This is a genomic window from Duganella hordei (assembly GCF_040369125.1).
GTDB lineage: Bacteria > Pseudomonadota > Gammaproteobacteria > Burkholderiales > Burkholderiaceae_D > Rugamonas > Rugamonas hordei.
The window spans coordinates 60,194-77,609 of record NZ_BPWI01000009.1; the positions used below are offsets into that span (position 1 = coordinate 60,194).

Here is a 17,416-nt window from a genome sequence, read left to right on the forward strand (position 1 = left end):
TGGCGATTAACGTCCGCAGCAATACACAGGGCATACTGCCGGCGGTGCTGCTTGACGCTTGACCGGCGTGCCGACCAATTTCTCGCAGGTGATCGAGGACAACGTCGAGGAAGCGCTGTCCGGCGTCAAGGGGGAGATCGCCGTCAAGATCGCAGGGCCCGACCTGGACGTGCTAACGCAGAAGAGCGAGCAGATCGCGGCCGTGCTGGGCCGCATACCGGGCGCGGCCGACCTGGCGGCCGTGCGCATCGGTGGCCAAAGCGAGCTCTACGTCGTGATCGACCGCGAGCGCATCCCGGCTGGGCATCAACGTGCCGACGTCAACACTGCGCTGCAGGCAGCGCTGGCTGGCAATGCCGTCAACACCTTCTTTGAAGGCGATCGCCGGTTCGACATCATCGTTGGCCTCAAGCCGGAATATCGCGCCTCGGTGGATGACATCGCAGCGTTGCCGGTGCCGTTGCCGGGCGGGGCGGGGACGGTGCCGCTGGGGGCGGTCGCCCATATCGGGGTGCGCCAGGGGGCGGCGCGCATCATCCACGAGGGCGGCTCGCGCAACGCTTCGGTCAAGGCCAACCTGCTGGGGCGCGACCAGGGAAGCTTCGTGGCCGAGGCGCAGCAACTGGTGGCGCAGCAGGTCCGCCTGCCGCCCGGTTACAGCATCACCTGGGGCGGGCAGTTTGAAAACCAGCAGCGCGCGGTCAAGCGGCTGGCGGTGATCGTGCCGATCACGGTGCTGCTGATCTTCTCGCTGCTGTTCTGGGCCTTCCGCTCGGTGCGCCGCGCGATGCTGGTGCTGGCCATCGTACCGTTCGTGCTGATCGGCGGTATTGCCGGGCTGGCGTTGGCAGGATTGCATTTTTCGGTATCGGCGGCGGTGGGGTTTATCGCCGTCGCTGGAATTTCCGTGCAAAACGGAGTTATCATGGTCGAGCAAATTGTCGAGATCGCGCGCAGCAATGGCTCACCGAGCCAGAGTGCGGTGCTGGGCGCGCTGGCACGCCTTCGCCCGATCCTGATGACGGCGCTGATGGCGGGGCTGGGCCTGCTGCCCGCCGCCTTGTCGCACGGGATCGGTTCGGAAACCCAACGCCCATTTGCAGTGGTGATCGTAGGTGGTATTGTGTCGGCGACATTTTTCACGTTGCTGCTGCTGCCGCTGGCATTCCCTTATTTTAGCGATCGTGGCGACAACGATTGAGAACCATTGCGCTGCCGGTACAGAGCGTTGTTTGAACAGGGTGGTATGAAGACTATTGAATTGGCAGGCGGTCCGCATGCCGCGCTTGCGCTGCACGGACTACTGGGCAACCCGCTGGAAATGCTGTATGTGGGCAAGCGCCTGCAACGCGCAGGATACTCCGTGGTTATTCCGCTGATACCGGGCTACGGTTACGCGTCCGGCCAGGCGGATTCCTATGACACGACGCGGAGCGAACGCTGGTATGAGGAAGTCGTGCGGCTGTTCGACCAACTCAGGCACACCCACGCCAGCGTCTCGGTGGTGGGGCTGTGCATCGGCGCCGTGCTGGCGCTGCGCCTGGCCATCGAGCGCGGCGACCAGATCGCCGCGCTCGGCCTGCTGGCCACCACCTTGTCGTACGATGGCTGGAGCCTGCCCAAGTACCGTTTCCTGCTGCCGCTGGCCTACTACACGCCGGCGCGGTATTGGTATTCGTACCAGGAGCGCTATCCGTACGGTCTGAAAAATGAAAACCTGCGGCGCTGGATCGCCCGCGAAATGCAGGTGAGCGATTCGTCGGCGGCGGGCGCCTCGCGCCTGTCCGCGGAAGGCATTTTCCAGGCCCACCGTCTCATCAAACTGGTGCGCGGCCAACTGTCCAAGGTGTGCGCGCCGGCGTTGATCATCCATGCGGAGGAGGACGACGTGGCCAGCACCAAGAGTGCCGACCTGGTCGAGCGCAGCATCAGCTCGCCGAGCCGGCGCAAGATCATTCTGCACGACAGCTACCACATCATCACATTGGATAACGAGAAGGAGCGCGTTGCCGATGAAACCGTCGCGTTCTTCAACCAGCACCTTCCGCCGAACATGTCCTGCTGAGCCGACCTTAATCTGTTATTTCGGAGACTATCATGAGCTCATTCCCCGCTGTTGCCAGACTGCTGGCCAAAAGCCTCGATGTACCGGAGAGTACCATCGAGCCGCAAACCGAACTTGAAGCGCTGGGCGCCGATTCGTTGACCGTGATCGAACTTATCTTCGACCTGGAGGAGGAATTCGGCATCCAGGTAGGCGACGAACGTCCCAAGCTGCACGTGGTGCAGGACATCGCCGACCAGATCGATCGCTACCTGGCCAACAAGGCGGCCAGCGCATGAACCCGCAACGCGTGGTGATCACCGGCCTGGGGGCCGTTTCGGCGCTGGGCGTTGGCGCCGACCATAATTTCGAGCAGGCGCTGGCGGGCCATAGCGGCATTGGCCTGTTGCGGCTGGCGGGCGAGCGCCAGCGGCCCGGAACGCCGGCGGCGCAGATACGCGACCCGTTGCCCGAGCTGGTCAAGCCGTCGGAGCTGCCGATCTTCGATCGCTTCTCGTTGCTGGGCTGGGCCGCCGCCAGCGAAGCGCTGGCGCATTCGGGTTTGGACGCCGGCGTGGAACCTGAGCGCAGCGGAGTGTTTTGGGGCAGCGGCATGGGTGGCGCGCTCACCGTGGAGTCAGGCTATGTCGACCTGTTCATCGAAGGCAAAAGCCGGGTGCGGCCCATGTCCGTCGTGGCCGGCATGACCAATGCGGCGGCGGCGCAAATCGCGCTGCGTTGCGGCTTTCAGGGGAGCGTCAACAACTACAGCAGCGCGTGCGTATCGTCGGCGCAAGCCATCGGCGAAGCGTATCGCCATATCCGCCACGGCTACGCCGACCGCGTGCTGGCGGGCGGTTCGGAGGCCTTGTTGAGCTATGGCGTGGTCAGTGCCTGGGATGCCTTGCGTGTGCTGGCGCCGCTCGATGCCGACCATCCCGAACGCTCGTGCCGGCCATTCTCTGCCGGACGCGGTGGGCTGGTGCTGGGAGAGGCCGGCGCCGCCGTCATGCTGGAATCGCTGGCCTCCGCGCAGGCGCGCGGCGCCGTCATTCTTGCCGAACTGGTCGCCTACGGCACGAGCAACGACGCCACCCACATCACCCGGCCCGATGCCGAGGGCCAGGCGCGGGCCATGCGGCAGGCCTTGGCGCAGTCGGGCTTGCCGCCGTCGGCGATAGGCTACATCAATGCCCATGGTGCCGGCACCGCCGCCGGCGACTTGGCCGAGACCGCATCGATCAAGCATGTCTTTGGCCCGCTGGCGCGCAAGCTGCTGGTCAGCTCGACAAAGTCCATGCACGGCCACACGCTGGGCGCCGCCGGCGCCCTGGAATTCGTGTTGACCGCGCAGGCCGTACGCCATGGCATGGTGCCGCCGACAGCCTTCCTCGACCAGCCCGATGCCGAGTGCGATCTCGACTTCGTGCCGCGCGAATGCCGGCGTGGACTGGATCTGCAGGCGGCCATGTCGAATTCGTTTGCCTTCGGTGGCAGCAACGTCGCGCTCATCGTCGGAGCCTTTCGGTGACGCTGTTTCCCGTACGATGGAGCGCGATGGCGCTGCTGTACGCGAGCTGCGCGCAGGCGCAGGAAACGCCCCCCCATGTAGTGGGCGATCTCGGGCTGGGGGTGAGCGTTGCACCTGTTGCGGTCCCGGCGCAGTCGCGCAGGGGCAGCGCTGTTCCGTACGCCAATTTCGATTACGCGCAGTTTTTCGCGCGCATCGACACCTTCGGCGTCAAACTGGCGCCGGCAGGCTATGGAAGTTTGGAGCTGTTAACCCGGGTATTGGAGGACGGCTATAGCGGCGGCACGATGCCGCTGGCGCACCGAAACTCCTCGCTGCCGTTGGGATTGGGAACCTTGCAGGTGACGCCGGTGGGCGCCCTGATGGTCAACCTTTACCGCGACCTCGGCAAATCGCGGGGCACCATGCTCGACCTGATGTATGCGGCGGAAATCGAGCTTGACCGCTTCGCTTTGTATCCGCAGGCTGGCGTCGAATATCGCTCGGACAACTACGTCCGCTACTACGACGGCGTGCCCCGTTCGGCCACCAATCCGTATGCCGCGCTGCTGATAGAAACCCACTTGAGCGGACGCTGGTATGCGATTGCCAACCTGCGCCGTACCTGGCTGGACGACGCCATTCGCAGCAATCCGTTGGTGCGACGGCGTACGCTCGACGCCGGGCTTCTTGCGCTCAGCTACCGATTCGATTGAACCCTTGTTGGTGGGTGATAGCGTCGATGCAGGAAGTTGGGGGGCGAGCTGTGACGGGAAATAGACCGGACACGAGGACTACGAATCCAAGAATCGACAACGCCCACTTGCATAAGTGGGCGTTGCGTGAAGTATGTTCTTGGCGGCCCGGGGCGGAATCGAACCACCAACACAAGGATTTTCAGAACAATCCTGCGAGCAGAAACGCATCGTGCGAATCTTGGGCAGGAAACGAAAGAGCACGTGGGGCGCGCCGCTACTTCGGACCTGCTTCTCGCAGTCCTAGTTGCTAGGCCTAATAGATTCGACGTACGAGGCCAAGGAAGCAAAGTCGTCGTTGGTATCCTCGTCACTCCTGGAACGGTGTTGCGTGGCTTCGCAGGCGGGGCAAAACCGATGGCTCAGTTTAGCTTGTAAACGCACATGCCATGGAATAACCGGGATACGGCCTGTTCGCAGCTGGAGGGCATTTCATTCCGCTTGCAAGCCACTGAGCGATGTGCAGGGGCGATGAGCACCGCGCCCTGAGAACCACTCTCAGGGCGTACCTACATAAATGTAGCCAGGGATGCTACTGGCTATCGTTCCCAATGGCCGCGTGACCATTCCCATTCGTTATGGTGCCAGCTCCAATGGCCCGGAATCCAATAATGCGCTGGGCTTGGTGCGACTGTAATCTGTTCAATTATTACCGCAGGCATTGGGCGCGCGGAGCCATGTCATTTAGTCGTCACGCTCGCGGTAACGATGGTCTTCGTCACGTTCATGTCGCCGTTCGTGCCACTCGTGGTCCCGGTGTTCCCGATATTCGCGGTCGACTGGACGGACGTAATAGTATTCGGCGCGTGGTACGTACACCGGCTGCTCTTCGACCCACACCTGAGCTGGTGCGTCTTCGACAGGTACTTGAACATGGTCAATGACGGTGCTGCAGCGTTGCACATTCTGAGTGTAGTAGCCCGACGGGGATGACATACGCTCGCCGACCATCGCACCTGTGATTGCACCGACGGCCGTTGCTGCTGTACGGCCGTTCCCATGTCCGACCTGGTAGCCAAGCAAGCCGCCAGCAATACCTCCGATGATTGCGCCACCGGCGTCGTCGCCGCGCTGCTGCGCCTGAACCGGCTCGTTCCAGCATTCCTGGCGAGGTCGGTCGACGGTCTGATATTCGGCGGCAAAAGCTGCAGCTGGTAGGGCGAGGGCTAACAGTGCCCATCTGGTCCTGATTTTCATGATGCTTCCTCCCGTATTTTCTGAAGTCGGGCCGGCGTTATTGCTGGCCGAAGGACTGGTTGTGCTTGGCGATTTCGTTACCGACGTAGCCGCCACCAACGGCACCGGCAATTGCCGCCAGAGTGCGGCCGTTGCCGCCACCCACATGGCTGCCCACCAAACCGCCTACCAGAGCGCCGATACCGATGCCAAGCGGACTGTTCTGGGCAACCTGAGCTGGCTGCTGATAAGTAGATGCTGGTCGATATTCGCGAGCAGGCTCAGCTTGTGCCAGTGGGGTGCGGTCGCTGTCATAGGCGGTGTCACGGCGACGAGGATATTCATGATGTACTACGGTTCTGTATCGAACAACTTCCCGCACGATGGGTGTTGGTGCCGACTGCTGTGCCAGCGCAGAAGTGCCATTGTTCATCACTTCCATTGCCGGGCTGGTCACAACCGCGCCATGGGAGTTAGGTAAAAGCCCAGCCATCGCCGCAGCGCCGACCAAGCTGACTAAGGTCAGCGAAACAGCGGCTGCGGCCATCAGTGGGTGGATGCGATTCGAGGTAGCGGTGGTTTCCATTTTGGTTCTCCGGTATGGCGCTGACGTCGCGCCGTTATACCAATAACGGCTGAAGTCGGGAAAGGGATGTACGGAAGTCGTTTCCTGGGTAAGCATGTGTAACAGTGTTGAGTTATTGAGATGGATCCGACACCACCGATCGGATCACTAGCAGACTCGTGGCGATTCACAATACCGCTCTACGGGAGCCGTTGCGATGGAATTTCTCATTCAATGAGATTGAACGTCGCTCGGTCTGTACTTCAGCGTCCATCTTTCTGGATACCACCTTGGCTGTGCGCGAAGCCGTACGAGAGGGAGGAGGGTGTCGGTGCTGCCCGATTATGCGATCGGGGACGATCTTGAAACGGGGCGTCTGATTCATGTTGTGCCGCAGTGGCGCCTGTCCGTTGGGGGTATCCATGTGGTGTTTCCATCGGCACGCTTTCGGCCGGTGAAGGTACGGACTTTTGTCGAGGTCCTAGCGAACGTAGAGAAGGAACGATCCGGTACAAAACATCCGATGTCATCGCGGGACGCGGACTGAGCTAGAGCCTGTTACCCAACATGGGTTGAACATGAGGTAGAGGAGTTACGGCGGGCTAGATAGCGCTACTGAGCGTCAACCGCGACCGGTAAGTTGCTTACAGTCGAGCGGATACAGATCAGTCTGTCATATCGCTATACGTTCTGAACCAGGCGGGATCGGCGCATTTCGGCCCATTCAATCAGCGCCTTCTTTGCGAGGGTTTTTTGATCCCCCGCAGCTTTGGATTTGCATCGCCATATGACCCGCGCTGCTAAGAAAAACACTGTTCTCGTCGGATCCCGCTGGCGATGGAGCCGCCATGCGCGAGATGGAGTAACGTGATCATTGGGAGTGCAGCCGGCGATTCGTAGTGTCGAGACACCACCGACTCATCTGCTGTCCTGCCGATTTCCTTTGATGGTATCGCTGATGGTACGTCAAAATGTAGGCGCCGGAAAACCTTTGAATAGTCAGTAGCTTACAGGGCCAATTGATAATCGAGTGGGAGTGACGAGCTCGCTCTAAGTCGTTGACTTAAATTGCAAAAGTGAGGCCGTTGATGATTCGATTTCGATCATCAGCGGCCTTTTTGTTTATACCCGGCGTTCCCAAACTTGTAATGCGTAAATAATGTGCGATAATTTCCGTGCGGATACAAATGGCGGCGCCAAGGCGGATGATGAAAGATCAATATTTAGCAAAATTTAACCCATCCGCGGTTGCGCTGCCGGCGCTCGCGCTGTGTGCGGCTGCCGTGCTGAGCGCATGCGGCGCGGGCGGCACTGACAACTCTACGGAACCGCGTCTGATACAGGGCGCAGCTCCCCTCGCAACCGGCTCGACCACGCTGGTGCTGGATGCCGGCACGCTGCCGGCCGAAGATGCCCAGCGCATGGCGCTGCCGTCGTTCCACATGGCGCCGGTCGAACTGGCGGCGCCGGACGACCATGCCGACAGCGCCACCGCACCGGTGCACGCACAGCCTGTCCCGACTGAATTCCAGCACCTTTCAACTCGCCGCCTGACCATGCAGGCGCTGCGCGGCCGTCACCTGGAAGCCATGCGCAGCCTGAGCCCGGAAGCGGCCGCCGCACCGGCAGCCTCCGGCGGCGTGGTGGCGACCTACACGCCGGCCCAGATCCGCGCCGCCTATGGCTTGCCGGCGCTGCCGGCGGCCGGCAGCGCATTGACGGCGGCCCAGGCGGCCCAGCTGGGCGCCGGTCAGACCATCTACATCCTCGACGCCCAGCATGACCCGAACGTGGTCGCCGAACTGGCCGCGTTCAATACCAAATTCAGCCTGCCGGCCTGCACCACCAAGACCATCGCTCCCACGGCCAGCCTGCCGTTGGCCGCCGCCTCCACCAGCGGCTGCGAACTGGCCGTGGTGTACAGCACCGCCAGCGGCGCCATGACCGCGACCCAGCCCGCGTACGACTCCGGCTGGGCCAGCGAAATCACCCTCGACGTGCAGTGGGCGCACGCCACCGCGCCACTGGCCCGCATCGTGCTGATCGAAACCGCCGACGCGAGCTACAACAATCTGCTGGGCGGCGCCAAGCTGGCCAACGCGATGGGGCCAGGCATCGTCTCGATGAGTTTTGGCGGCGCTGAAAGCAGCGGTACCGTCTCCTCCGACAGCGTATTCGCCGCCACCGGCATGACCTATCTGGCCGCCACCGGCGACTCCGGCGCAGGCGTGTCGTGGCCGGCGGTCGCGCCGCATGTGCTGGCGGTCGGTGGCACCACGCTCAGCTACAGTGGCAGCGGACTGCGTTCCGAAGTGGCTTGGTCCGGCACCGGCGGCGGCGTCAGCCTGTACACGGCCACGCCGAGCTACCAGACCAGCGCCGTGCCGGGCATGGGCACGCCCACGCGCCGCACGGTGGCCGATGTCGCCTTCAATGCCGATCCATCGTCCGGCCAGTACGTGGCGATGATCGCGCCCGGCAGCACTACAGTGCGCTGGGGCAGCGTGGGCGGCACCAGCCTGTCGACGCCGCAGTGGGCCGGCCTGATCGCGGTGGCCAACGCCACCCGCGCGCTGAGCGGCAAGGCGGCAATGGGCGCGCCGCATGCGGCGCTGTATGGCGGGATCGCCGCCGTGCCGGGCACCTACGCATCCGCCTTTGCCGATGTCACCGCCGGCAGCGACGGCAGCTGCGCTGCTTGCACCGCCAAGACCGGCTACGATCAGTTGACCGGCCTGGGCACGCCGAACGTGTCCAGCCTGTTGTCGACGCTGTCGGGCCTGACCGTCGCCGCCGCGCCGCAGGTGGGCTCGGCCAGCATCAAGGGCACGGTCGGGACAGCGTTGACGTTTACGGTTTCCACCGCTGCGGCCAATACGGTCAGCTATACACTGAGCGGGGCGCCGTCCGGCATGAGCATCAGCAGCGCCGGCGTGGTCAGCTGGGCAGCGCCGGTGACCGGGACCTACGCCGTCACCGTGACCGCCAAGGACAGCAAGACCGGCCTCAGCGGGCAGGGCGTGTACACCGTCGTCATCGCGCCGTTGTCGGCACCGGTGCTGACTTCCGGCACCATCAGCGGCAAGGTGGGCGTGGCGTTGTCGTTCTCGGCGGCGGCCAGCAATGCCAATCCGGTCACCTACGCGCTGAGCGGCGCGCCGTCCGGCATGGCGATCAGCACTGCGGGCCTGGTCAGCTGGGCCAAGCCGGTGGCCGGTATCTACACCGTCACCGTCACCGCCAAGGATAGCAAGACCGGCTTGAGCGGCCAGGCCAGGTACACGGTGCAAATCACCGCCGGTGGCCCGGTGATCACGGCCGCGGCCATGACGGGCGTGGCGGGCAAGCCGATGACGGGCTTGATCACCATCGTGGACAATGGCGCCAGTTCGGTGTCGATCACGATCTCCGGGGTGCCGCTGGGCATGATGTTCCAGTCCAACGGCCTGAGCGTCATGCCGTACTGGAGCGCGCCGGTGGCCGGCAGCTATCAATTGAAGGTGGCGGTGACCGATAATGCCGGAGGCAGCGCCCAGCTGACGATCCCGGTGACGGTGACTGCGCGCTGATTGAAATTAAAGACAACAAAAACCCGCTGCTCCGAAATGAATCGCCCCGTGTTTGAAGGAGGCTCCAAGATTTGAGAAAATGGAGCCGCCATGAAGAAAAATCAGTCCGATACTCTGCTGAAGTGATGAGTGCGCCGTGCGCATGGTCCAAGAGGCCGGCAGCGAGTATGAGTCGCAGTGGGCGGCCATCACGTCCATCGCAGCCCAGATAGGCTGTACATCCGAAACTTTGCGCCGTTGGGATGAGGTGCTGGCCCCGCAAATTGAACGCGTCTGGCAAGCCAATATGCAGGTCTATGGTGCAGAAAAGGTCCGGCTTCAGCTGCATCGTGAAGGCATCGAGGCCGCCCGCTGCACCGGGTCCAGCGCCAGTTCAAGGCACAGCGGCCCAATCAACTCTGGGTTTCCGATTTCACCTAGGTCTCGACCTGGCAAGGCTTTGTCTATGTAGCCTTTGTGATTGATGTCTTCCTTCCAATCACAGCACCATTGATCTTTCTAATGTTGAGAAAAACGAGACGGAATGCAAAGCCGCGTATCCGGCGGCGACACCGGTTGCGACCGGGAGGAACCGGCACGCCCGTGTTATCTCAAGGTCCACTTTTGAACGCGAATTTGTCTTTCACGCGTGCGCAAGGGCGAGCGCTGACGTAAAACGCATGTCAGCCGGCCTTCCAGCCACCGCCCAGGGCTTTATACAGGGACACTGTGGCCTGCAGGCGCTTCAGTTTCAATATTCCCAACTCATTTTGCACGTCCGACAGGTTGCGCTGGGTGTCGAGCACGGTCATCAAGTCTTCCGCCCCTGCCTTGTAGCGGATTTCCGACAAATTGAAGGCAAGGCGCGTCTGTTCCAGTTCGACCTTTTTTAACTGGCGCTGCTCATCGAGACTCCTGATCTGCCCCAGCACGGTGTCTACTTCCCCCAGAGCCGCAAGGACGGTCGAGTGATACGCGTTCACCAGCTCCTGTTTTTGTTCGATGGCCAGATCACGCTCGGTCCGCAGACGTCCGCCATCAAAAATCGGCGCCACCAGCGAGGTGCCGACATTGGCGAACAAATTCTGGCCATTGAGCAGCGATAGCAAGGCGCTGCTTTGGGTGCCCGTTGATCCTGTCAGGCGGATGCTGGGAAACAGCGCCGCGCGCGCCACTTCCACGTTGGCGCTGGCGGCTGCCAAAATCGCTTCGGAACGGCGGATATCGGGCCGCCGCGACAGCAGTTCGGACGGCAGGCCCGGCGTCACGTCCGGCAAGACTATGGTATCGAGTCCGCCATTCCCGATGCGGAAGGACTGCGGCGGGCGACCGAGCAAGATGGCCAATGCCGATTGCGCCTCGCGCTCCTGTTGCAATAGATCGGGGATCGCGGCATGTTGGCTGGCAACAGCGGAACGTTGGCGTGCCAGGTCGACCGAGGTGGCGGCGCCCACGCTGCTCTGCGCTTCGACCAGCGACAGCACATGCTCGGCATTGTCCGCATTTTCGCGTGCAACGTCGAGGCGGTCGTGGAGGGACAGCACTTGCAGATAGGTCGATACAATTGCGCTCGTCACCGTCAGGGCGACGGTTTGCCTATCATAGAAATTGGCTCTCAGCGATGCCTCGGCAGAGGCGATGCCAGCCTTGTTCTTGCCCCAGAAATCAATTTCGTAAGAGACCTGCAACAATCCGCTGGACGACACATTGGCGTTGTGATGGCTTCCGAGCGGCAGATTCCGGCTGGCGCCAGCTGACGCATCGACGGTAGGCAACAGGGCGACCCCGGCAATCCGTGCCTGGGCCTCTGCCTGGCGCACACGCGACAGCGCTGCAGCCAGTTCCAGATTGCTTTTTTGCCCCTCGTCTACCAACTGGCTCAGCTCAGCGCTGCCAAAGCGTTGCCACCAAAGGGTGTCCGGCCATTCCGGGGTGCCCGTTTTTCCGGCCTGCGACCAGCCGGCCGGCAAGTCGAGTACCGGCGGCGGTTCCGCCACGGGTATCGTGTGCGCGCAGCCTGCCAGTAGCGCGCCGGCCAGGCACAGCGCCAGCGTGGATGCCTGCGGCATGGGGGCCAATGTCGGCGCGGAGAAGGCAGAGCGGCGCTTCATGGCGTTGCGGTTGGATCGACGCCGCCGACGACAGTCGCAGCCGGCGTGCCGCCACTGGCGCCCGCAGCGGCCGGTCTGGCTGTCAATGTCGGAATGCCCGCGGCATTGGCGGCATCGACAGTCGGTGCGGCCTTTGGCCGAAGCGCGGCGGCGAGTTCCGGACCGATCACCAATTGCTCGCCGGCTTCCAGGCCGGACAGCACTTGTGCCTGTTGCTGATTGCGCACGCCGATTTTCAGCTTGCGCGCAACGATCTGACGATGCTCGTTCAACACCTTGACCTCATACCATCCCTGCTCATCGCACTTGCCTAGCAAATTGGCCGGCAACAGTACCGCATTCTTGGCCTGCGCGATGACAAATTGCACCTGAGTTGTCATACCGCTCATCAGCTCCTGTTCCGGATTATTGACCTCGAACAGGACGTTGTAAAAAGTCTGCCCGTCCTTGCTTTCGGCCGGCACCGGAATTACCTGCCGCAGCTTGCCCGACCAGACGCGGCCAGGATAACCGGGCGTCTTGAAATTGGCCGTCATGCCGCGTCGCAGGCGCGTCACATCGACTTCCGCCACGCGTGCCTGCACCGTCATTTGCGCAAGGTCCGCGATGCGCATCAGGGGCTCGGCCCCTTGCCCGGCGCTCGCTGTTTGTCCGGGGCGCGCATTCACCGCCACGACGGTGCCGGAAATCGGCGCCAGGACCTGCGTGTGCTGGCGGTTCTCCTCGTCGAATTTCAGCGTTGACTCAAGCTGGTGGATCTGCGCGTTGATGGAGTCCACCCGGGCGCGGGCTGAAGACAGGCTCATGCGGCTTGATTCGAAGCTTTCTTCGCGGGTGGCATTTTGCGCCTTGAGCTGGGTCTGGCGCTTGAACTGCCGCTCGGCAAAGTCCGTCTGGGCTTGCTGGTCTGCCAGTTCGGCCTGCAGGCGCGCCATTTGCGTGCGATTGCTTTCTATCTGGTTTGCCTGGACTGCAGGTGATATTTCCATCACCACCTTGCCTTTCTGCACCGTGTCGCCGACGGCAAACAGGATCTCTTTGATCCGGCCCGCCACTTGGACGTCCACGTCCGCGAACTGATGGAATTGCAATTTTCCTGTGGCATCGACCGTTTGCTGTAGATCGCCACGCTGCACCGTCACGGTGTCCGCGGGCGGATGTGGTAGCTCCGCCGTGGCCGCCAATGGCGGCGCCTTCGGCAGTTGCGGCACTTGCGCCAGCACAACGCCGGCGTTTAGCACCATCACGAGCGCGCCGGCGGTCAGGCCGCTATGCCGTGGGTTCCAGAACGCGCTGGCAGAACTAGGGCGGCGAGCGCCATTTTTTTCATCGGTCATCAGTTTTACATCAGGAAAAGCAGGTGAATGCGGCGGGCCCTACGAGGTCGTGATGCCTCACAGGGCTGGACAATTTTAAGATGCAACAAATACGGCGGAAGCAAGCGCTACGCATCGTTGAAAACAGCGGGTATTCTAGCGCATTCATACGCCGGCATCGCGCGAGCGCTACAGGTTCCTGTCAGCTAAGGTGGGCTCGACCGGACCTCGGGAAAGTCCTGTCGTCGATAGGCGGCCGCAGCAAACGGCAGCCTGTCGCGTCGCGGTACCGTATCACTTTCCCGGCAGACAGCAGGCGTGGTTTCATGGCACGCTGCCTGAGGACGAGCCGGCCTTGCGTTTGCCCGTGGCGTGGCGGCGGACGACCAGATAACCCCCGAGCATGCCGCCCAGATGGGCGAAGTGCGCGACCCCGGGCGTCCACCCGGTGACGCCGAGCAGCAACTCCACACCCGCGTACAGCGCGACGGCCAGCCAGGCCGGCAAGGGCAGCGGCGGGATCAGCAGCACGACCACGCGCCTCGGGAAACTGATGCCAAACGCCAGCAGCAGACCGAATACGCCCCCCGATGCGCCTATGGTTGGAAACGTCGAGCCGCTCACGCTGCTGAACAGCAGTTGCGCCGCCCCGGCCGACAGCACGCTTGCAAGGTAGGTGGCCAGCAGCAGCGACGGGCCGAATTCCGCCTCAAGGGCGCGTCCGAACATCCACAAACCGAGCAAATTGAAGAGCAGGTGCGAGAGACTGCCGTGCAGCAGGCAATAGGTCAGCAGTTGCCACGGCATAAAACCATGCCCCAGCGGCCATAACGCGAGTGCGATGCCGAACCTGGCGCCCAGCGCTAGCTCGAGCATGAAGCCAACCGCGGTCAGCGAAATCAGCAGGCGCGTGCACGGCATGGCGCGCTCGTCAGCGTGGTCGTAGCCAAATGATACGCGGCGGTGTTGCTCATTATGGCTCTCCACGGAAATGAGGCACGAAGGTTGGACCTGCGCTGCTTGCAGGAGTTCATCGCCTGCGGCCATCGGCTGCGCGCTGCGGCTGGCGGCACTGACCGCGAAGGATCTGGCGGACCTGGAGTTCGTCGCCGCCCACGCCGACATCGTGCAGCTGTCGTTTGCCAACACCGCCGACGAAGTGGCCTTGCTGCAGCGAGGCATGCCATCGCGGGCCGAGGTCACCGATGCCGCCATGTCAGACCGTGCCGAATGCGTCATGCTCAACAAGGGACCCTACGTGCTGGACGCCGTGCGGATGCTCGACGATATCCTGCGGCGCATGCAGCAGCATCAGGTGAAGAAGCAGTCGATGTTGCGGAGCCTGCACCTGGCCCGGTTGGGAAGCGCCGGCGCAACCGCGTCACGGGAGCCGCGCCAGGCTATCGATCACCGTCGTCGATAGGCCGTCCCGAGGCATATGCCGCACCTCCAGCCTGAACGCGCAGTGCTCGCCGGCCGGCGTGATCACGCCGAGATCTTCCATCTCTGCTGCGGACACCATCGTGTGCCTGGCATATTCCGGGCCGTACTTGCGCGCCGGCAGGCGCGTGTCAATCAGCGTCCGGATGGCTTCCGCTCCCCGGATGTCGCCCAACGGCGAAGCGGTAAACCATGTCGCGTCGGGATGGCACAGGGCGGCGGCGCCGGCGCCGTCGCGACGGTCGACGCAGTCGAGAAAGCGCATCAGCAGCAGGCGCTTGGAATTGCGCGCGGCGTAGCTGGTGTGGAGCAATGCCCGTGCGCGGGCGGAGCCGGGCGCCTGCAGTCCGCCGGCATAGAGCAACTGCACCTCGCGATTTTCGTGGGACCGGCGTAGCGGCGCCTGTTGATCGATGGCGTAGACGGCCCGCATGCGCTTTTCCAGCACCAGCGGGTCCATCGATTTCGGTTCGCCGCCGCCGCCCAGGCAGCCACCGACGCAGGCCATGACCTCGACGGCGACGAACTGCTCGCGCCAGATCTCCGTCTGCAGCATGCGCTGCGCTGCGGCGATGCCGTTGCAGATGGCGACCCGGCCGATGCCGGGTATCGCCGCCGACTTGACGCTCCTGTCGACGCCGCGCAGCGGCTGCCATTCCAGCGGGAGGGCTTGTTCCATGCCGAGAAAATGCGCCGCGGTGCGCACCATCGCTTCCATCACGCCGCCCGACGCGGCAAAGATCTGCGCGGCGCCCGTGCTGGCGCCCAGGGGATGGTCGAAGGCGCCGTCGTCCGGCAAGGCATGGAAGGCGATACCGCGCGCCCTGATCATCCTGGCCAGCTCGCGCGTGGTCACGACGTGGTCGATGTCGCCCGAGACGCCGGGCCGGACCGCTTCGTCCTTCTTGGCGGTACACGGCATCACGCTGACCACGTACGGCTCCGCCTGACCTTCCGCGAACGCCGGCCCCAGCGAGCGGGCGAACGCGCCGCGCTTGGTCAGCGCGCCGTGCATCTGCTGTGGCGACTTGGTCGTGCTCAGGTGGGGCAGCAGATCGGGGCGGTTGATTTCCACCCAGTTCACCCAGCCGGGGCAGCAGGACGTAAACAACGGCAATTTTGCATCGCCGGCGTTGGGCGTGTTCAGCCGCGCAAGCAGCTCCGTCGCTTCCTCCATGATCGTCAGGTCGGCGCCGAAATTGCTGTCGAAGACGTAATCGAAGCCGAGCTCGCGCAGCGCATTGATCATCTTTCCGGTGCTCACCGTGCCGGGTGCCATGCCGAATTCCTCGCCGATGGCGACCCGCGTGGCAGGGGCAACCTGCACGGCGGAGACGCGCAAGCGGCGGTCCAGCGTGTGCAGGACCTGATGCCAGTGCGGGGTTTCAATCAACGCGCCGACTGGACAGGCCTGCGTGCACTGTCCGCACGAAATGCAGCCGGTGTTGGCCAGCGGACGATCAAACACGGTGACCGGCAAGCGGTCCGAGCCGCGCTCGGCGAAGCCGATCACGTACTGCTGTTGCCCGTGCTGGCCGCAAGCTTCCACGCACAGGCCGCACTCGACGCATTTCGACAAGTCGCGCCAGATGCTGGGCGAAGTGTGGTCGGTCAGCCGGTGTTCGGGGTGGTTGGCGGAACCGATGGACATTTTTTCCCAGCGCTCCTCCCACTGATTTTCGCTGACCAGGTTTTGCAGTCTGCACGATCCGTTGACCTCGCAACGCATGCAGTCGTTCGGGTGGCGCGCCAACAGCCATTGCGCATCCTGCTCGCGGAATAGCTGCAGGTCGGCGGAGGCGGTGTCGACGGCATCGCCTGCGCTTGCTTTCGTGATGCACGCCGGTTGAGCGCGGGACTGGCCTTCGACGCGAACCAGGCACATGCGGCAGACGCCATGCGAGGGCAGCCTTGGATGATAGCAAAGCGTGGGGATGTAAACGCCCGCGGCGTTTGCGGCGTCGAGATAAGTGGCGCCGCCGATGACTTCGACAGCGATGCCGTTCACGGTAAGCTTGATCATTTAAAACGGTTGCACGCTACGAGGTGGGGCGGTGACGCCTGCTTCAAGCCGGCCGCCGCTAGCCCATATATTGTCCCCCATTGACGTCAAAGGTGGCGCCGGTGATAAAGCCGCTGGCGTCGTCGGCAAGAAAGGCGACCAGCCGCGCGACGTCCTCGGGCGTGCCGAGCCGGCCGACGGGGACGCCACTCAATATTTGTTGCCGCACGTCGGGCGCGACTGCGGCCACCATATCGGTATCGCAGTAGCCGGGCGCGACCGCGTTGACCGTCACATTCTTGCGCGCCCCCTCCAGCGCCAGAGCCTTGGTGAAGCCAAGTATGCCGGCCTTGGCGGCGGCATAGTTCGCCTGGCCGAACTGCCCCTTCTCGCCGTTGACCGAGCTGATGTTGACGATACGGCCAAACCCGCGCGCGCGCATGCCTTCCATCACCTGGCGACACATATTGAACACCGAGCCAAGATTGGTGTTGACGACGCGGGTCCACTGATCAGGTGTCATCCGGTGCAGCACGGCATCGCTGGTGATGCCGGCATTGTTGACCAGTATCTCGATCGGACCGAGTTGCTGTTCGACAGCGCAGACGCCCTTGCTGCACGCTTCGAAATCGCTGACATCCCAGCGGAAGACGGGGATCGACGTGGCTTGGGAAAACGCGCGCGCCGCCCCTTCGTTGTTCAAGTAGACTGCGGCGACCTGATGCCCGGCCGCTTGTAAGGCGACGGAGATGGCTTTGCCCAGTCCACGGCTGCCACCGGTAACGAGCGCTATGCGTTGCATGAGTAACCTCCACGGACGGGTGCTGAGCAAAAAACACGAAGCCTATGTCTGCATAGCCGAATGCTAGGCCCTGGCGAGCAGAAATAAAAGTCGATACCCGTGCCGTTTGACCCGCATCAAAGTCGCCCGCTTTGGTACACGCTTTAC

At 63.1% G+C, this 17,416-nt stretch carries 16 protein-coding genes and 1 pseudogene; 9 read left to right on the top strand and 8 right to left on the bottom strand.

What is annotated here, in order from left to right:
- Positions 1-67 precede the first annotated feature (67 nt).
- From ABWW33_RS20465 to ABWW33_RS20485, 5 genes are read left to right on the top strand one after another with little or no spacing between them, the layout of a single operon-like run.
- A complete protein-coding gene (locus tag ABWW33_RS20465; protein ID WP_353403678.1) occupies positions 68-1,201 on the top strand; it encodes an efflux RND transporter permease subunit in 1,134 nt (377 codons plus the stop codon).
- Between the two features lie 45 nt (positions 1,202-1,246).
- On the top strand, positions 1,247-2,065 hold the full coding sequence (locus ABWW33_RS20470; RefSeq protein ID WP_353403480.1) for an alpha/beta hydrolase: 819 nt from the start codon (positions 1,247-1,249) through the stop codon (positions 2,063-2,065).
- Between the two features lie 32 nt (positions 2,066-2,097).
- Positions 2,098-2,343 carry an acyl carrier protein gene (locus ABWW33_RS20475; RefSeq protein WP_353403481.1) on the top strand — a complete coding sequence of 82 codons (246 nt, stop codon included), beginning with the start codon at positions 2,098-2,100 and terminating at the stop codon, positions 2,341-2,343.
- Positions 2,340-3,575 carry a beta-ketoacyl-[acyl-carrier-protein] synthase family protein gene (locus tag ABWW33_RS20480; protein WP_353403482.1) on the top strand — a complete coding sequence of 412 codons (1,236 nt, stop codon included), beginning with the start codon at positions 2,340-2,342 and terminating at the stop codon, positions 3,573-3,575. The genes ABWW33_RS20475 and ABWW33_RS20480 overlap by 4 nt, the downstream gene beginning before the upstream one ends.
- A gap of 26 nt (positions 3,576-3,601) precedes the next feature.
- Positions 3,602-4,270 (top strand): MipA/OmpV family protein, encoded by a 669-nt coding sequence (locus ABWW33_RS20485; protein WP_353403483.1) that lies wholly within the window; start codon positions 3,602-3,604, stop codon positions 4,268-4,270.
- Positions 4,271-4,848: 578 nt separating this feature from the next.
- Here the strand turns inward: ABWW33_RS20485 and ABWW33_RS20490 are convergent.
- From ABWW33_RS20490 to ABWW33_RS20500, 3 genes are read right to left on the bottom strand one after another with little or no spacing between them, the layout of a single operon-like run.
- Positions 4,849-4,971: a hypothetical protein gene (locus ABWW33_RS20490; RefSeq protein ID WP_353403484.1), complete on the bottom strand. Its 123-nt coding sequence runs from the start codon at positions 4,969-4,971 to the stop codon at positions 4,849-4,851.
- Positions 4,972-4,993: 22 nt separating this feature from the next.
- On the bottom strand, positions 4,994-5,506 hold the full coding sequence (locus ABWW33_RS20495) for a glycine zipper 2TM domain-containing protein (RefSeq protein ID WP_353403485.1): 513 nt from the start codon (positions 5,504-5,506) through the stop codon (positions 4,994-4,996).
- Between the two features lie 37 nt (positions 5,507-5,543).
- Complete coding sequence (locus tag ABWW33_RS20500; protein ID WP_353403486.1) at positions 5,544-6,071, bottom strand: glycine zipper 2TM domain-containing protein; 528 nt, start codon at positions 6,069-6,071, stop codon at positions 5,544-5,546.
- Between the two features lie 310 nt (positions 6,072-6,381).
- Here ABWW33_RS20500 and ABWW33_RS20505 point away from each other — a divergent pair, with 310 nt between their 5' ends.
- The 3 genes and pseudogenes from ABWW33_RS20505 to ABWW33_RS20515 all read left to right on the top strand — a co-directional run.
- A complete protein-coding gene (locus ABWW33_RS20505; RefSeq protein WP_353403487.1) occupies positions 6,382-6,597 on the top strand; it encodes a LysR substrate-binding domain-containing protein in 216 nt (71 codons plus the stop codon).
- 658 nt (positions 6,598-7,255) lie between these two features.
- Complete coding sequence (locus ABWW33_RS20510) at positions 7,256-9,619, top strand: S53 family peptidase (RefSeq protein WP_353403489.1); 2,364 nt, start codon at positions 7,256-7,258, stop codon at positions 9,617-9,619.
- A gap of 122 nt (positions 9,620-9,741) precedes the next feature.
- Positions 9,742-10,036, top strand: a pseudogene (locus ABWW33_RS20515) (hypothetical protein); the annotation flags it as partial.
- A 245-nt stretch (positions 10,037-10,281) separates the two neighbouring features.
- Here the strand turns inward: ABWW33_RS20515 and ABWW33_RS20520 are convergent.
- The 3 genes from ABWW33_RS20520 to ABWW33_RS20530 form a co-directional block, all read right to left on the bottom strand.
- Positions 10,282-11,709, bottom strand: coding sequence for an efflux transporter outer membrane subunit (locus tag ABWW33_RS20520; protein ID WP_353403491.1), 1,428 nt, complete (start codon positions 11,707-11,709; stop codon positions 10,282-10,284).
- Entirely contained in the window at positions 11,706-13,046 is a 1,341-nt protein-coding gene (locus ABWW33_RS20525) for an efflux RND transporter periplasmic adaptor subunit (protein WP_353403492.1), read from the bottom strand. Before ABWW33_RS20525 ends, ABWW33_RS20520 begins: the two co-directional genes overlap by 4 nt.
- 303 nt (positions 13,047-13,349) lie before the next feature.
- Positions 13,350-13,946, bottom strand: coding sequence for a rhomboid family intramembrane serine protease (locus tag ABWW33_RS20530; protein ID WP_353403493.1), 597 nt, complete (start codon positions 13,944-13,946; stop codon positions 13,350-13,352).
- 70 nt (positions 13,947-14,016) lie between these two features.
- Here ABWW33_RS20530 and ABWW33_RS20535 point away from each other — a divergent pair, with 70 nt between their 5' ends.
- Positions 14,017-14,448: a hypothetical protein gene (locus ABWW33_RS20535; RefSeq protein ID WP_353403494.1), complete on the top strand. Its 432-nt coding sequence runs from the start codon at positions 14,017-14,019 to the stop codon at positions 14,446-14,448.
- Here ABWW33_RS20535 and ABWW33_RS20540 read toward each other — a convergent pair.
- Together ABWW33_RS20540 and phbB are read right to left on the bottom strand one after the other, a co-directional pair.
- Positions 14,407-16,488: a [FeFe] hydrogenase, group A gene (locus ABWW33_RS20540; RefSeq protein ID WP_353403495.1), complete on the bottom strand. Its 2,082-nt coding sequence runs from the start codon at positions 16,486-16,488 to the stop codon at positions 14,407-14,409. The genes ABWW33_RS20535 and ABWW33_RS20540 overlap by 42 nt on opposite strands.
- A gap of 58 nt (positions 16,489-16,546) precedes the next feature.
- Entirely contained in the window at positions 16,547-17,269 is a 723-nt protein-coding gene (gene phbB, locus ABWW33_RS20545; protein WP_353403496.1) for an acetoacetyl-CoA reductase, read from the bottom strand.
- Positions 17,270-17,416 lie beyond the last annotated feature (147 nt).

What these genes read in the sequence shown, in the direction of transcription:
- ABWW33_RS20470 (WP_353403480.1), top strand. Translation starts at nt 1,247, where the DNA reads ATGAAGACTATTGAATTGGCAGGCGGTCCGCATGCCGCGCTTGCGCTG.
- ABWW33_RS20475 (WP_353403481.1), top strand. Translation starts at nt 2,098, where the DNA reads ATGAGCTCATTCCCCGCTGTTGCCAGACTGCTGGCCAAAAGCCTCGAT.
- ABWW33_RS20480 (WP_353403482.1), top strand. Translation starts at nt 2,340, where the DNA reads ATGAACCCGCAACGCGTGGTGATCACCGGCCTGGGGGCCGTTTCGGCG.
- ABWW33_RS20485 (WP_353403483.1), top strand. Translation starts at nt 3,602, where the DNA reads ATGGCGCTGCTGTACGCGAGCTGCGCGCAGGCGCAGGAAACGCCCCCC.
- ABWW33_RS20490 (WP_353403484.1), bottom strand. Translation starts at nt 4,971, where the DNA reads ATGCCTGCGGTAATAATTGAACAGATTACAGTCGCACCAAGCCCAGCG.
- ABWW33_RS20495 (WP_353403485.1), bottom strand. Translation starts at nt 5,506, where the DNA reads ATGAAAATCAGGACCAGATGGGCACTGTTAGCCCTCGCCCTACCAGCT.
- ABWW33_RS20500 (WP_353403486.1), bottom strand. Translation starts at nt 6,071, where the DNA reads ATGGAAACCACCGCTACCTCGAATCGCATCCACCCACTGATGGCCGCA.
- ABWW33_RS20510 (WP_353403489.1), top strand. Translation starts at nt 7,256, where the DNA reads ATGATGAAAGATCAATATTTAGCAAAATTTAACCCATCCGCGGTTGCG.
- ABWW33_RS20520 (WP_353403491.1), bottom strand. Translation starts at nt 11,709, where the DNA reads ATGAAGCGCCGCTCTGCCTTCTCCGCGCCGACATTGGCCCCCATGCCG.
- ABWW33_RS20525 (WP_353403492.1), bottom strand. Translation starts at nt 13,046, where the DNA reads ATGACCGATGAAAAAAATGGCGCTCGCCGCCCTAGTTCTGCCAGCGCG.
- ABWW33_RS20530 (WP_353403493.1), bottom strand. Translation starts at nt 13,946, where the DNA reads ATGCCGTGCACGCGCCTGCTGATTTCGCTGACCGCGGTTGGCTTCATG.
- ABWW33_RS20535 (WP_353403494.1), top strand. Translation starts at nt 14,017, where the DNA reads ATGAGGCACGAAGGTTGGACCTGCGCTGCTTGCAGGAGTTCATCGCCT.
- ABWW33_RS20540 (WP_353403495.1), bottom strand. Translation starts at nt 16,488, where the DNA reads ATGATCAAGCTTACCGTGAACGGCATCGCTGTCGAAGTCATCGGCGGC.
- phbB (WP_353403496.1), bottom strand. Translation starts at nt 17,269, where the DNA reads ATGCAACGCATAGCGCTCGTTACCGGTGGCAGCCGTGGACTGGGCAAA.